Annotated in this window: 15 protein-coding genes; 1 reads left to right on the top strand and 14 read right to left on the bottom strand. The window is 67.3% G+C overall.

Features of this window, described 5'->3' with window-relative positions:
* Positions 1 to 96: 96 nt before the first annotated feature.
* From AC1DXV_RS23435 to AC1DXV_RS23405, 7 genes are all read right to left on the bottom strand, one after another.
* Positions 97 to 744 (bottom strand): SCO family protein, encoded by a 648-nt coding sequence (locus AC1DXV_RS23435; RefSeq protein ID WP_477935790.1) that lies wholly within the window; start codon positions 742 to 744, stop codon positions 97 to 99.
* Positions 745 to 748: 4 nt separating this feature from the next.
* On the bottom strand, positions 749 to 1342 hold the full coding sequence (locus AC1DXV_RS23430) for a c-type cytochrome (protein ID WP_477935788.1): 594 nt from the start codon (positions 1340 to 1342) through the stop codon (positions 749 to 751).
* Between the two features lie 16 nt (positions 1343 to 1358).
* The gene (locus tag AC1DXV_RS23425; protein WP_477873745.1) at positions 1359 to 1964 is read right to left on the bottom strand and encodes a cbb3-type cytochrome c oxidase subunit II; all 606 of its coding nucleotides are present in this window, start codon (positions 1962 to 1964) and stop codon (positions 1359 to 1361) included.
* 10 nt (positions 1965 to 1974) lie between these two features.
* Positions 1975 to 3549: a cbb3-type cytochrome c oxidase subunit I gene (locus tag AC1DXV_RS23420; RefSeq protein WP_477935786.1), complete on the bottom strand. Its 1575-nt coding sequence runs from the start codon at positions 3547 to 3549 to the stop codon at positions 1975 to 1977.
* Between the two features lie 104 nt (positions 3550 to 3653).
* Positions 3654 to 5051 (bottom strand): efflux transporter outer membrane subunit, encoded by a 1398-nt coding sequence (locus AC1DXV_RS23415; protein ID WP_477865479.1) that lies wholly within the window; start codon positions 5049 to 5051, stop codon positions 3654 to 3656.
* Complete coding sequence (locus tag AC1DXV_RS23410; RefSeq protein WP_477865480.1) at positions 5048 to 6133, bottom strand: HlyD family secretion protein; 1086 nt, start codon at positions 6131 to 6133, stop codon at positions 5048 to 5050. The genes AC1DXV_RS23415 and AC1DXV_RS23410 overlap by 4 nt, the downstream gene beginning before the upstream one ends.
* Before the next feature lie 19 nt (positions 6134 to 6152).
* The gene (locus AC1DXV_RS23405) at positions 6153 to 7742 is read right to left on the bottom strand and encodes an MFS transporter (protein ID WP_477865481.1); all 1590 of its coding nucleotides are present in this window, start codon (positions 7740 to 7742) and stop codon (positions 6153 to 6155) included.
* Positions 7743 to 8056: 314 nt separating this feature from the next.
* Between AC1DXV_RS23405 and AC1DXV_RS23400 the strand changes: the two genes are divergently transcribed.
* Entirely contained in the window at positions 8057 to 9145 is a 1089-nt protein-coding gene (locus AC1DXV_RS23400) for an AraC family transcriptional regulator (RefSeq protein ID WP_477865482.1), read from the top strand.
* A gap of 342 nt (positions 9146 to 9487) precedes the next feature.
* On the opposite strand, the gene AC1DXV_RS23395 is transcribed toward AC1DXV_RS23400, so the two are convergent.
* The 7 genes from AC1DXV_RS23395 to AC1DXV_RS23365 form a co-directional block, all read right to left on the bottom strand.
* Positions 9488 to 9934 (bottom strand): hypothetical protein, encoded by a 447-nt coding sequence (locus AC1DXV_RS23395; protein WP_477865483.1) that lies wholly within the window; start codon positions 9932 to 9934, stop codon positions 9488 to 9490.
* Between the two features lie 43 nt (positions 9935 to 9977).
* Entirely contained in the window at positions 9978 to 10355 is a 378-nt protein-coding gene (locus AC1DXV_RS23390; protein WP_477865484.1) for a hypothetical protein, read from the bottom strand.
* A 167-nt stretch (positions 10356 to 10522) separates the two neighbouring features.
* Positions 10523 to 10759: a hypothetical protein gene (locus tag AC1DXV_RS23385; protein WP_477865485.1), complete on the bottom strand. Its 237-nt coding sequence runs from the start codon at positions 10757 to 10759 to the stop codon at positions 10523 to 10525.
* Positions 10760 to 11386: 627 nt separating this feature from the next.
* Entirely contained in the window at positions 11387 to 11728 is a 342-nt protein-coding gene (locus AC1DXV_RS23380) for a hypothetical protein (RefSeq protein ID WP_477865486.1), read from the bottom strand.
* 87 nt (positions 11729 to 11815) lie between these two features.
* Positions 11816 to 12142, bottom strand: a complete 327-nt coding sequence (locus tag AC1DXV_RS23375) for a hypothetical protein (RefSeq protein WP_477935784.1) — start codon at positions 12140 to 12142, stop codon at positions 11816 to 11818.
* A 117-nt stretch (positions 12143 to 12259) separates the two neighbouring features.
* Positions 12260 to 12481, bottom strand: coding sequence for a hypothetical protein (locus AC1DXV_RS23370; RefSeq protein WP_477865488.1), 222 nt, complete (start codon positions 12479 to 12481; stop codon positions 12260 to 12262).
* A gap of 160 nt (positions 12482 to 12641) precedes the next feature.
* Positions 12642 to 12875, bottom strand: a 234-nt coding sequence (locus AC1DXV_RS23365; RefSeq protein ID WP_477935782.1) for a hypothetical protein, incomplete at its 5' end; no start/stop codon positions are given.

Below are 12875 nucleotides of genomic sequence, written 5' to 3'. Positions count from 1 at the left end.
ACAGGTGCAGGCTCATGCGCGCCTCCAGCCCGCCGCGCACGACCGGCAGGGCCAGCAGCAGGAGCAGGAGCAGCGCGGGGAGGCATCGCAGGCGCGTCATCGACGCGTGCCCTCCAGCTGCCGCGCCAGTGTCAGTGCGCGCTGCCAGTCGGCGGTATCGAAGATGCCGGCGACGCGGCCGTGCGGGTCGACGATGTGGATAGTGCCGTTGTGCGCAAAGCCGCCAGCACCGTCCGGCACGGCCACCACGCCCACGGCCTGGCGTATGCGCGTCCCTTCCTCCACGGTCGCCGGCGCAGCGAGCGTCCACAGCCGTGCATCCGCGTGGTGGCGAAGACCGTACGCGGCCAGTGCCGAGGGCGTGTCGTTCGCCGGGTCGATGGACACCGACAGCAGGCGCACGCCCGAGCCATCGCGCAGGATCTGCTGCTGTGCCTGAAAGAACTCATCCCCGAGCGCCTGGCAAACAGAAGCGCAGCCTGCGTAGATGAAATCCACCAGCAGGACTTCGCCAGGGCCCGAGTCCGGCCACTGCCGCCAACGCCCGGACGCATCCACCAGCTCCATCGACGGGAAACGCATCGCGCCACGGGACGCTTGCCCGCGACGCAGCGCCTCGAAGGTCCAGTGCTCCAGGCCCGCGGTGAGACGCGCGGTGCCCAGCGCGAACGCGCCCATCACCAACGCGCAGGCGAGCAGCGTTGCGCCCAGGTGGCCCGCCTGCCGTTGCTCCAGTTGCGCCATCGCTTCAGTCGTGGGGCGGCAGGTCATGGCTGCCGAAGGGCGCCGTGCGCCCCTGGTGCGTCGCTCGCGCCCTTGCCACGACATCGGGGCTCACCGCGGCGGCCCGGTTTCCCCACTGCGAACGCACGTGACTGAGCACCGCCGCGATCTCGGCGTCGCTGAGCGTGCCGCCGAAAGCCGGCATGGTGCCGTTGTAGGTCTGGCCCTTCACCGACAGGCTGCCGGTCACGCCATGGAGCACGATCGCGGCGGTCGTGCTGTCCCGCCCGTTCACCCACTCGCTGCCGGCCAGCGGCGGAAACACGCCCGGCATTCCCTGGCCCTGTGCCTGGTGGCAGGCCGCGCAGCGCGACCCGAATACGGCCGCGCCGTCGGCTGCCGCGGTGCCCGTTGCCGGGGCACTCCCGAGTTCGGTCCTTTGCCGGCCATCGCCCCAGGCGGCCGGCGTCTCGACGTCCGAGCCGGCGATGTAGGCAACGCCGAAGGCGAACAACAGCGCCACCGCGACCAGCACAGTCGGCGGGACGGGCTGCGTCCGTTCATGCGGGTCGGGGTTTTCGCGCCGTTGTGGCTCAGAGATCGGAGGAATCGGGGTCATGTCGGCCTCGTGGACTTCAACGCGTGTCGGCGACGGCGTCCGCGGGCGCCTCCGCCACCGGGTAGGTGTGGTCGAGCGACTTCAGGTAGGCGACGAGGTCCAGCGCGTCGCGCGTGGCCACCACGTGCCGGCCGGCCGGCGCCTGGCCCGGCGGCAGGGGGACCTCGGTGTCGCCACCGTGCAGCCGGTCCTGGATGTTGAACAGGAAGGGATAGGCCGGCATCACGCTGCCCGGCACGTAGGCCCGGGGCTGGTACAGGTGCCCCAGATGCCAGGCGTCGCTCGGTTGCCGCGCGCCGATGTTGAACAGGTCCGGCCCGGTGCGCATGGTGCCCAGCAGGTGCGGCGTGTCGTAGGCGTAGTCGGCCGCCACGCTGGCCCGCCCCCAGCCCCGGGCGGCATCGGGCCCCAGGCTCCTGGCACGCGGCTGCTGCGAGTGGCAGTAGACACACCCATTGGCGATGTAGACATGGCGGCCACGCAGCGCCTCGGCCGCGTAGGGCTTGAGCGCGGCCGGGGCCTTCAGCTCCCGCACCGTCATGTAGGGCACCACCACCAGGACGCTGGTCGCGATGCTCAGCATCGTCATTCCACCCGCGATCAGTCTTGTTTCGTTGTGCATGGCTCGGCCCTCACAGTGCGGTGAGCAAGGTCGGCTGGCTGCGGCCCACGGATCGGCCCGCCAGCAGCAGCAGGAAGTGGACGGCGAACACCACATGGCCGAGCGCCATCAGCGCGCCGCCCACCGTGCGCGCCTTCAGGTAGGGCAGCGTCAGCGCCGCCGACTCCATGAACGGCCGGCTGGCGTCCAGCATCGCGCGCCCCTGCAGCCAGCCCCCGATGGTCAGCGACACGAAATAGATCGCGATGCCGATGGCCGCCAGCCAGAAGTGCGCAGCGATGAGGGCCTGCGACGGCCACTCCCGTCCCGACACACGAGGCACGATGAAGTAGATGGCGCCGAAGAACACCATGGTCACGAAGCCGTAGAGGCCCAGGTGCGCATGCGCCACCGTGAAGTGCGTGAAGTGGGACACCGCGTTCACGCTGCGCAGCGCCTCCAGGCTCCCCTGGATGGAGCTGGCCGTGTACATCAGCCCGCCATAGCCGATGAAGCGCAGCGTGGGTGAACGGCCGAGCGCGCCGAGGTGGCCCTTCAAGGTCTGGTACTGGTTGACCGTGAAGGCCAGCACCGGCACCACCATCATCACGCTCTGCACGATGGACAGCGTGACCAGCCACCCGGGCACCGGCCCGCCGATGAGGTGATGGCCGCCGACCTGGCCGTAGAAGAAGGCCAGGCCCCAGAAGCCCAGCAGCGACAGGTTGTAGCTCTGCACCGGCCGGCCGATGACCTTGGGCAGGAAGTAGTAGACGGCGCCCAGGGCGAGCGGCGTATAGAAGAGGCCCAGCACGTTGTGGCCGAACCACCAGTTCATCGCCGCCTGCTGCACGCCACGGTGCAAGCCCGGCAGGTTGCCGACGAGAAAGAGCACCGGGAACCAGAACAGTGCGCAGCCCATGTACCAGACCGACACGTAGAGATGGTCCACCTTGCGGTTCTGCAGCGTCAGCACCAGCGGCATGCCCACCAACGCGCCGGCGACCACGAACAGGACGTCGATCTGCCAAGGGATCTCCAGCCACTCCAGGCCGTCACTGAAGCCGGCTGCGATGGCGCCGAGGCCCGCGACGAGCGCGGCGTTCCACAGCGCGGCGCCCAGGAAGGCGTACTTCGCGCCGACCAGTTCCGTCTTCAGCAGGCGCGGGATGATGAACAGCGCGATTCCGAGGCCCGCCATGGGCGCCCAGCCATAGGCCACGGCGTTCAGGTGAACCGTGCGGATGCGACCGAAGGTGAGCCAGGGCTGCGCCGCCAGCCAGTCCGGCGCATGCAGCTTGATGGAGGCAGTCAGGCCCGCTGCCGAGGCGACCAGCAGCCACGCGAAAGCGCAACAGAGAAAGAAGAACACGAGCGGCGCGGTCGATGCATCGGCCCTGGCGCGCTGCATCAGTTCCGCGTTGGCCGCCGGCGGAAGAATCCCGGAGGCGGGATCTTCGGAGCGACCGATCTCGCCCGGCGCGAAGATGACTTCGCTCCCCCGGGCGCGGGGCTCGAACAGGGCGCTTCGCTGTGTCCAGATGAAGACCAGCAACGCAACCACCGACAAGACAAAGGTCGATAACAAGATGCTGACAGTGCTCATGAGAGCGCTCCTTGAAGCAGTGGGGCTGGGCGAGTACCAGAGGAGTTGAGAAGACAGGCGCAGCTCACTCACTGGCGAGGGTCATGCTGCGGGACAGCTTGCGGTCATGGCGACGCCACCGACCAGCCGCCGCCCAGTGCACGGAACAACGCCACCTGGTTCTGCAGCAGCCCGGATTGCAGACTCAGCACGCCCTGCTCCACCGCGAACAGGTTGCGCTCGGCCAGCAATTCATCCTGGTGGGACGCGTAGCCTTCGCGGAAGCGCCGCCCGGCAATCCGCAGCGACTCAGCCACCGCCTGGCGTTGGGCCAGGGCCTCGCCCAGCTGGGCCTGCTGCTGCGCGTGGCCGTTGAGCTGGATCTCCACCTCGGCCCAGGCGCCCAGAACGGCGCGCTCGTATCCGGCGAGGGCCTGGTCGCGCCGCGCAGCGCTGGCATCGGCCAGCGCCTGCAGTCGCCCGCCGTTGAAGAGGGGCGCCAGAACGCTGCCGCCCAGGCTCCAGATCGTGAACGGGTCACCGCGCAGCACGCTGGCGCCGGTGCGGCCGAGGCTCGCGTTCAGACGCAGCGAGGGCAGCCATTGCGAGCGGGCCGCGGCCAGCTGTGCATCGCTGGACGCGACCTGCACTTCGGCAGCATAGACGTCGGGCCGGCGGCGCAGCAATTCGGAAGGCAGGCCGGCATCGGGCAACGCACAGGGCCGCAGCGCGCTCAGCGCGCCGCCACGCTCCACAGGCCCGGGCGCGCGGTTCAGCAGCAGGTTGAGCTGCGCCTCCTGGCGTTCCAGCGCGCGCTGGAGCTGCGGCAGCACCTGGGCGCTGGCATGCCGCTCGGCCTCGGCCTGCGCGAGGTCGAGTGCACTGGCATGGCCCTGGCCGCGGCGCTGGCTCACCAGCGCGAGCGAGCGTTCACGGGAGGCCAGCGTGCGCTGCGCCAGTGCCATTTGCGCATCCAGCTCGAGCAGGCCGATGTAGGCCTGGGCCACGCTTGCCGCCACGCTCAGGGCCACCGAGTCGCGGGCGGCGCGGCTCGCTTGTTCACTGCTGTCGGCGGCGCTCGCGAGCGCGTCAATGCGGCCCCAGAGGTCCACCTCGTAGCCGGCCTGGAACAGCTCTTGGTGCCCGGTGGAGAGATAAGGCTTCAGCGTGACGTCGCTGATGCTGCGCGAGCGGGCTGCACCGAGACCGACGTCCAGGCTCGGCCAGAAGGCCGCGTGCTGCGCCACCGCCAGGGCATGGGCCTCGGCCACGCGGGCGGCCGCCTGCCGCAGGTCCTGGTTGCGGGCCAGGGCCTCGCCGACGAGCCGCGTCAGCGTGGCGTCGCCGAAACCTTGCCACCAGTCTGCCTCCAGGCGCCGGCTGCCCGCCGCGTGGCGCCATGCCGCGGGCGTGGCCCGGTCCGGTACGGCCTGCACCGGGCGCTCGGCGCAGGCGGCCAGCGTCAGTGCCAAAGAAAGCACGCCTGGCATTGCCAGCAGGTGCGAACGACGCGGCGGCTTCATGGGTGCAGCGACTCCGTGTCGACTTCGGCGATCACCGACATGCCCGGCCGCAGTCGGCCTGCCAGCGGCTCGTTGGCATCCACCGCAATGCGCACCGGCATGCGCTGCGCTACCTTGGTGAAATTGCCGGTGGCGTTGTCTGCGCGGAAGAGACTGAACTCCGAGCCCGTCGCCGGCGACAGCCGCTCCACCCAACCCTTGAGCCGCGCGTGGCCAAGGCCGTCCACCTGCAGCTGTGCGGGCTGCCCCGGCGCCATGCGGGCGGTCTGGTCCTCCTTGAAGTTGGCCACGACCCACACCTGCTCGGGCACCACCGCCAGCAGCTGGGCGCCGGGCGTCACGTACTGCCCGAGCTTGACGCCGATCTCGCCCAGCCGCCCGCTGCGCGGCGCGCGGATGCGGGTGTTCTCGAGATCGATCTCGGCCAGCCGCACCACTGCCTGGGCACCTTCGATGGCGGCCTCGATGGCCTGCCGGTTCACCTCCACAGCGCGCAGCTCCTGCCGTGCCGAGGCGATGGCCGAACGGGCCTGCTGGGCCTGCGCCTGGGTCTGGCGCTGTCCGGCCTCGGTCTGGCGCAACGCGCTTTCGGTCTGCTCGAGCTCGCGCTGCGACACCGAGCCGTCGCCTACCAGGGCCAGTGAGCGGCGATGGTCGGCGTGGGCGCGCGTCCATTGCGCGTCGGCATTGAACTGCTGGGCCTGCGCCGCCGCCAGCTGGGCCTGGGCGCTGGCGACGCCGGCCTCGCGCACATGGCGGGCCTGCACCACGTTGGCCAGGTTGGCCTTCTGCGCCGCCAGCGTGGCCTGGGCCTGGGCCAGGCGCTGGCGGTAGTTGCGGTCGTCTAGGCGCACCAGCAGCTGGCCGGCCTCGACGGCGGCAAAGTCCTGCACCAGGACCTCGGCCACGTAACCATCGACCTTGGGGGCGATGACAGTCACGCTGCCGCGCACGTAGGCGTTTTCGGTGGCCTCGATGCCGTCGCGGAACGGCGGCAACCGCCAGGCATGGAGGACGAGCGCGATGCCGGCGAGCGCGGCCGCCGCAACGAGGACGTTGCCGGTCTTCAGGAACTTGGACATGACTTCAGGTCGTTGGTTGTCAGGCAGAAATGGCGGCCGCGGCCGTTGTGGCGGCGGCCCGGCGGCGCCGCCCGCGCCACGCCAGCACCGCCAGCCACACCGACAGGCCAGCGGCCAGGGCGGCGGTGTGCAGGAAAAAGTCGTTGTAGGCCAGCACGAAGGACTCACGCGTGATCTGCTGGTGCAGCAGCACCATCCCCTGTTGAGCGCGGCCCGCCGGGTCGCCCATCGCGCGCGCCGCCCAGTCGCCGAGTTGCGCGACGCGCTGCGCCACCTGCGGGTCGCCGATGGCCATCTGCCGGGCCAGCGCGTCGAAGTGCCAGGACTGGCGCTGCGCCACCCAGGTGCTGGCCCAGGCCGAACCGAGCAGGCTGCCCAGCAGTTGCGCCGCGCTGAAGGCGGCCACGAAGCTCACGAGGTGCTGCCCCCCCTCCTCCATCACCGGGCCGAAACCGAGCAGCAGCGAAGCCGAGAAGAACAGGCCGAGCGCCACGGCCAGCAGGGACTGACTCAGGTAGAACTGCTCGGGGCGACTGAGCGCGCTCGCGTGGCTGTCCATCCACGCGGCAAGCACCACCAAGGCGGCAGCCAGCACCGACAGCAGCGGCGCACCGCGCCGCACCGCGATCGCCGGGGCCACCGCGAAGCCAGCCACCAGTCCTGCGCTCACCAGGGCGAACAGCAGCCGCATCTGCTCGTTGGACTGGCCAAGCACCGACATCAGCCCCACCACCCCCACGGTCTGCTCCGACAGCACGATGCGGAACAGCAGGACCCCCAGCACGAAGCGCAGCATGTAGGGCCGCGCCAGCCAGCGCAGGTCCAGCAAAGGGCTGGCGCGGTTGAGGTCGGCCAGCGCGTACAGCGCCAGGCAGGCGATGGCACCGGCCATGCAGCGGCCGAGCCACGGCGCGTCGGTCCACCAGGCCAGGCGCCCCTGGGAGACCGCCACGCACAACAAGGCCAGCCCGAGCGCGTAGAGCGGAAACGCCAGCAGGTCGCCGCGGTCGAAGGCGGGCCGCCGCGGCTGCGGCTTCAACGGCACCAGATGAATGGCAGCCAGGCTCAGCAACGCCAGCGCCACGTCGAGCGAGAACAGGCCGTGCCAGCGCCCTGCGTCCAGCAGCTCGGGCGCCAGCACGCGGCTCAGCGGGCCCGGCAGCTGCAGGCAGGCGAAGCCGGCCAGCAGCGCCAACGGCGCCAGCTTCTGCGGCAGCGCCTCCATCATGTAGAAGACCGCGAGCGTGCTCAGCGGCGCAGCTGTCAGGCCGAGCGCGGCACGCACGGCGACGGCCGAGCTCAGGTTGTCGGCCAGCTGGTGCAGCGCGCAGACGCCCATGAACAGCCACAGGCTGGCCGCCGTGAAGGCCCGCAGCCCCACATGCAGACGCATCTTCGTGATCAGCAGCGTGGCCCACAGCGCCGTTGCAAAGTAAGCCGTCGTGAGCCAGCTGGCCTCGGCCGCGGTGGCACCCAGCGAGCCCTGGATGGCACCGAGGTTGTTGCTCACCAAATAGAGCCCGAACCCCTGGGTCAGGCCGAGCAACACCCCGACCGCCGCGCGCAGCGGCGAGATCCGAGGCTGATCCGGTGACGATGACGCATTCATGACAGGTGAATTGGGTGGAGTCGTCAGCCCTCCAGCACGAGCGCTGGCGCCGGGCCGGCGGGTCGAGCCGAAAGCCTGGGGTGGAGATGCCGTGGAGCGCCGGCCCCGCGGGCGGAAGTGCCCGCGCGGGGCCGTCAATCGCACCGCTTGGAGAGTGCGCTCGACAAACAGAAGTCTGTTCGTTGGCGTGCGCCGCGCAAAGTCAGAGTCGGACAGCTTGGGCATCGGTTCGGACAACGCGACGAACGGCGCGATCCCGCCTGCAATACTCACCCACGGGAAAACCCCATACCTCCACCGGACTGCCCGCGACCATGCCCGACGTCTCTGTCTCCACCCTGAAACCCGCGAAGCCTGCCCCCGGGTTCTCAGCCCACACCGCGCTCAGCCTGCGCGAAAGGGTCTATGCGCCCCTCAAGATCCTGACGGTGGTGGAGGCCCTGGCGGAGCACGGGGTGGCCAGCGAGACCGCCCTGGCTGGCACCGGACTGAGAGTCGARCAGGTCCGCGACCCCAGCGTGCGGACCTCGGTGCAGCAACTGCTCACCGTCGGACGCAACGCCTTGCGGCTGTGTCCGGCGTCCGGCCTGGGCCTGATGGTGGGCCAGCGTCTTCACGTCAGCAGTTATGGCCTCTACGGCTACGCCATGCTCTGTGCGGTCACCATGCGACAGGGCTTCGAGATGTCGATGCGCTACCAGGAGCTCGGCACGCCGGTGATGCCCGTCACCCTGTCTGAAGACGGCGGCAAGGCGGTCTGGCACATGCCGACCCACGCCGAGCTCGCGATGCTCGAGCTCAGCGCGGTCGAGTACCGCTTCTTCCTCGACATGCAGTTCGCGCTCCATGCCACCCTCGTCAAGGATGCGATGGGCCCGTGGTGCGTGCCAGCCCAGGCGCTGTATGCGATGCCCCCACCCGAGTACGCGGAGCAGGTGGCGCGGACACTCGGTTGTCCGGTGGCCTTCGATCAGACGAGCAATGAGCTGCACTATCCGCGCGAGTGGCTGGACCGTGCCCCACAGATGGCAAATCCGCTTACGGCGGCGCAGATGTCCGAGACCTGCGAGCGCTTGCTGGAGCAGATCGCCTGGCAGGCCGGGCTCACTCGCCGCGTCTACGAAGAGATCACCCGCATCCCTGGACGCTTCCCCAGCATCGAGGATGTCGCCTCGTCGCTGTGCATGACCTCGCGCACGCTGCGGCGCCGCTTGGACGCCGAAGGCACCTCGTTCAGCGAGCTCTCGTCAAGCGTGCGGCATGCCCTGGCGCTGGACTACCTGGGGACCACGAACCTCTCAATCGAGGACATCGCGGCCGCCCTGGGCTTCAGCGACGCAAACAGCTTCCGACATGCCTTTAAGCGCTGGTCCGGAAAGTCGCCGCTGGATTTGCGCCGCTAGCGACGGGCTGTGACCGACCGCAACCAGCCTGAAGCAATCAGTCAACCTGGACGACGCCTTTGCAGCGGTTGCTGCCGGTCGGCCAGGGAGTTCGAATGTCCGCTCACCGCGGGAATGCTGACGCTGAGAGCCGCCATCGGCAACGCTGGGCGAGATGAGGTTCGCCTCCGCCTCGACATGGCGCGGCTGGACGTCCGCTCCGCGCGCCCGCGAACTCACACAGTCGACCCAAAGCGGAAGTCGGCTTAGGCTGAGCAAGCCTCTGGGAAGCAGCCGTTCAACGTTTGCCGTGAGGGGTGACCTTCCAACTGGAAGGCGTCCGCTCGATGGAAAGGTTGGGCGTCATCGTGGCCCCGAGGGGGCTTGGCGTCGGAGTGCCTCAAGGTGCGGCTTGACCTCGTTGCCCTCAGCGTTCAGGAACGCAAATGAGCCACTGAGTATGAGGACGAAGTCGTTCTCGCCCGGAAAGAAGACGTACTCCACACCGGGAAGGAGGCCCAGGCTGCAGTTTCCTGGACCGAACGGGAAGTCTCTGACGAGACCAGGAGGGGTTCCCTTGAAGACCTCCTTCACCTCGAACTTGGCCTCCACTACGTCGATTTGCTCGCCGGGTCTCAGTGGGCTGGCGAACTTGGCCAGCTTCGCCTCTGTGATGCGGGCGCGAAAGACTGAATTGGCCTTTGCGAACAGCTCCTCACTTGTAGGCTGGCTAGGCGACGAACAGGCCGACGCGGATGAGGCAGCGAACGAGGCGACGAGTGCGAGTAGAAGATGTTTCATGACGCTCAAGAGATGGTATCCAGTCGGTGAAGGCGTCAGCGGCACTCCATCCCTACGAGGAACGTTTGACGATCAAAACGATCACGACCAGCGCGACCGCACCGGCATAGAACGCTACCTTGAGATAGCTGGGCGCGGAGGGCTCTGGACCAGGAAGATCGTTGCGTCCTGGCCAGACCGCCTGTTTCGCCGCGCCAGCGAACATATGCGCCACAGCAGGGAAGAGCGCGAACGCAAAGGAAGGGGCGACATATGAGACGGCTCCGAGAATGGCGGATGTTCCAAACACCCAAGCTGCGAACGGAACGGAGGGAAATACTGAAGCAGCGGCGAACCCGATTGCCGGCACGAAGCCTAGAGCAAGTCCGACGAGTGCCGCCAGCAGGCATGCGCCGAGTCGGAAAGCGGCAGTAGGTGAATCGTTCTCCACGTGAGTCCTTGCGTTTGACACGAGAGGCTCGCTCGGCCTGCCGGGCAGACTCTCGCTATGGAAGCGCCGCGCACGCGATGCGAAGCCGACCTCGACTGTGCCACGCCTACGTGCCCGAAAAGGGGGCGTTTGCCATGGGCTGCTCGTGGCCGTCGAGAGCCAGTCGCCTACGTGTCTTCATCACGGAGGCGATCTCGCGCCTGCGCAAGCAGATCCGAATACGCTGCGGAGAAGGGCTCGGACAGTTGCTTTTCGAGCAGGCTGCAAAGGTTCCAAAGAGCCCTGGCCTCAGCCTGGTCCGCTATCGACAACTGATCAGACTCCGCGAAGCGACTAACGAACTCAAAGAACACGAGCGCCTCATCGGCACTAAGGTCAAGGTGAACGCGTTGCTGTTGATCCATGTGGCGAGGGTAGCTGGCAACCCCGAAACCCGACAGTCGCGACAGGCCGCTTGTGGCCGTGTGTTGCCTGTCGACCCACGCATCAAAGCTGCGACCCAGCCGGTGCTTCACTGCAGCCGTACTTCAACTCAAAAGGTCGCCCAGCGATAACAAGTCCAGAGGGGACAGCGGTTCAGTCCCGAGGCCACTCACACGCGTAGCCATCTCCTTCCGGCGGGTCATTTCGAGGGCTGCTTGTCGCTCTTCGCGTTCCAGTGCAAAGACCTTCTCCAGCTCCGCTGGCGAGAGAACCATATCGCTCGGCAGCTGCCTCTCGCAGCGTTCGCACCTTGGATACCGATTTGTGAATACACCGAATCCACAATATGGACACTTTGGTGGCACCTTCTGACTCATGGCAGACCCTTTGATCGAACTCGTGGCCGACCGGCTTCACGGCCCACTCGACGTGGTTGACGCCTTCATCGTACTACCTGTGAAAGCATCCACATATAGCGCTAGTCGCCCCGGGAGCCGTCGCAGATGAGCGACAGTTCGTAGCCGACTGTGATCTTTCGACTGTCGCCTAGCAGGCTGGGCACCACGGGGCCGAGTTGGCCGCCGTTGACTGCCGCCTCGCTTGAATGGCTAGGTTTCACGGGGGCCCAGGCTTGGCCTTGCAAGACGAATCTCTGAGTAGCGCATTGCCCAAACATCTCCGACTATTTCGACTTTCCCCAGGTCCTCCAACTTCTGCATCGTCGCCTGCAGATAGGCCAAGGGAAGGTGCGGATAGGTCTGATCAAATTCCGCGAGGAGATCGCCGACGATCTTCGCCACCTTCTGCCAATGAACTGTGCATTCCCGAAGAATGAGTACCTGTGCAGCAGAACGCTCCTCTGACGTGGAGGCGCGCATCTGCGCGATCTCTTCATCCGTTGGTTCGTAGGGCGCTGCATCCTCTGGATCGAAGTCGTTGGAATCAACCATGGTGGAAAGTTGCCTCGCGGTTTCCGTGGAGCCTACTCAAAAGCGGTCGCTCGTGACCGGCAGGAAATGGCCGACAACAGAGCCTCCTCAAAACGGGTCAACGAAGAGTCCGAAGCCTCGCTCCAGGTACTCACCGAGGGCAGCAGCTTGTGCGCTGCTTTGCAGCACTGCAGGTTCGAGCATGACGATCGCGGAAAATGCTGCGCCACGAGGCGCATGGATCACGTTTTCGACTCTGAGCTGGAACGAAAAGCCGTCGATTCGCGGCAACACAGCCGGTGGATTGGCAGTTGACTGGCCGAATGAGACTATTTCGCCTTGCCTTGGTAGTACCTCGAAGTCGAGTTGGCCGGAAGCCATGCCGAAGGACTCCGTCGGCGACGCGAAAATTGAGAGATCGACATGTGCCTTCATGGCTGCGTATGCTAGCTGGGCGTACGTGCATGGTCTCGCCAGACGACCCGGAAGCTGCCGTCGGCGACTGGCAGGTACTGGCCGTCAGGCGCCAACCACGGCGAGCCCGTGCGAGCATCAATCGGCATTCGCGTCGTCGTTCTCCGTCTGCTTAGCATGCCGCACGCGCCGAGCCGCGTCGTACACAGCCGCCCCCAAGCCAACGACGACCATCGCAACTGCTTCGAGCTGCGCCCAGCTGAACATGGATTCCTGCATCGCGAGGAATCCGCCGATAAGCGCTAGCACAGCGCCCAAAACGAAGATGGGCAGCTTCTCAACCGGCGGAGGAACGATCATGACCCTAGCCTACCTGAAAGGCGTCTCTCGCAGTCGCCCGCTTCTGGCCGACTGTTGCCTGTCATCTGTCTCGCCTGGTGGCCTAGGGGCGACCCGTTGCATCTCCGGCCAACGTGTGCCTGCGAAGCGCTTCGCTGAAGACTGCCTGATGCCAGTCTTGTCAGCTTTTCCGCTCGGCGCCGGGTTCCCGAAGGCTCCTGATGAACTTGATGCCTGCGGAGATTCCGAGTACGACAAGGCCAGCGAGCGCAACGACGAGGATGAATGCCTCGCGTGCCCAGAGCATCAGCAGGCTCAGAAAATCCGGGCGCTTACCACTTGGGTAGGGGTAGTAGTACGACACCGCCATGCACGCGACGAGTAGGAGCAATCCAACGAAGCCGATGGCGCCATC

Source organism: Rhizobacter sp. P3_C12 (genome assembly GCF_056402735.1).
This window is presented reverse-complemented; position numbering and strand designations above follow the sequence as displayed.

Excerpts from the sequence above, each read along its gene's own strand:
- AC1DXV_RS23435 (WP_477935790.1), bottom strand. The coding sequence starts at position 744 with ATGGCGCAACTGGAGCAACGGCAGGCGGGCCACCTGGGCGCAACGCTG.
- AC1DXV_RS23430 (WP_477935788.1), bottom strand. The coding sequence starts at position 1,342 with ATGACCCCGATTCCTCCGATCTCTGAGCCACAACGGCGCGAAAACCCC.
- AC1DXV_RS23425 (WP_477873745.1), bottom strand. The coding sequence starts at position 1,964 with ATGCACAACGAAACAAGACTGATCGCGGGTGGAATGACGATGCTGAGC.
- AC1DXV_RS23420 (WP_477935786.1), bottom strand. The coding sequence starts at position 3,549 with ATGAGCACTGTCAGCATCTTGTTATCGACCTTTGTCTTGTCGGTGGTT.
- AC1DXV_RS23415 (WP_477865479.1), bottom strand. The coding sequence starts at position 5,051 with ATGAAGCCGCCGCGTCGTTCGCACCTGCTGGCAATGCCAGGCGTGCTT.
- AC1DXV_RS23410 (WP_477865480.1), bottom strand. The coding sequence starts at position 6,133 with ATGTCCAAGTTCCTGAAGACCGGCAACGTCCTCGTTGCGGCGGCCGCG.
- AC1DXV_RS23405 (WP_477865481.1), bottom strand. The coding sequence starts at position 7,742 with ATGAATGCGTCATCGTCACCGGATCAGCCTCGGATCTCGCCGCTGCGC.
- AC1DXV_RS23385 (WP_477865485.1), bottom strand. The coding sequence starts at position 10,759 with ATGGATCAACAGCAACGCGTTCACCTTGACCTTAGTGCCGATGAGGCG.
- AC1DXV_RS23380 (WP_477865486.1), bottom strand. The coding sequence starts at position 11,728 with ATGGTTGATTCCAACGACTTCGATCCAGAGGATGCAGCGCCCTACGAA.
- AC1DXV_RS23375 (WP_477935784.1), bottom strand. The coding sequence starts at position 12,142 with ATGAAGGCACATGTCGATCTCTCAATTTTCGCGTCGCCGACGGAGTCC.
- AC1DXV_RS23370 (WP_477865488.1), bottom strand. The coding sequence starts at position 12,481 with ATGATCGTTCCTCCGCCGGTTGAGAAGCTGCCCATCTTCGTTTTGGGC.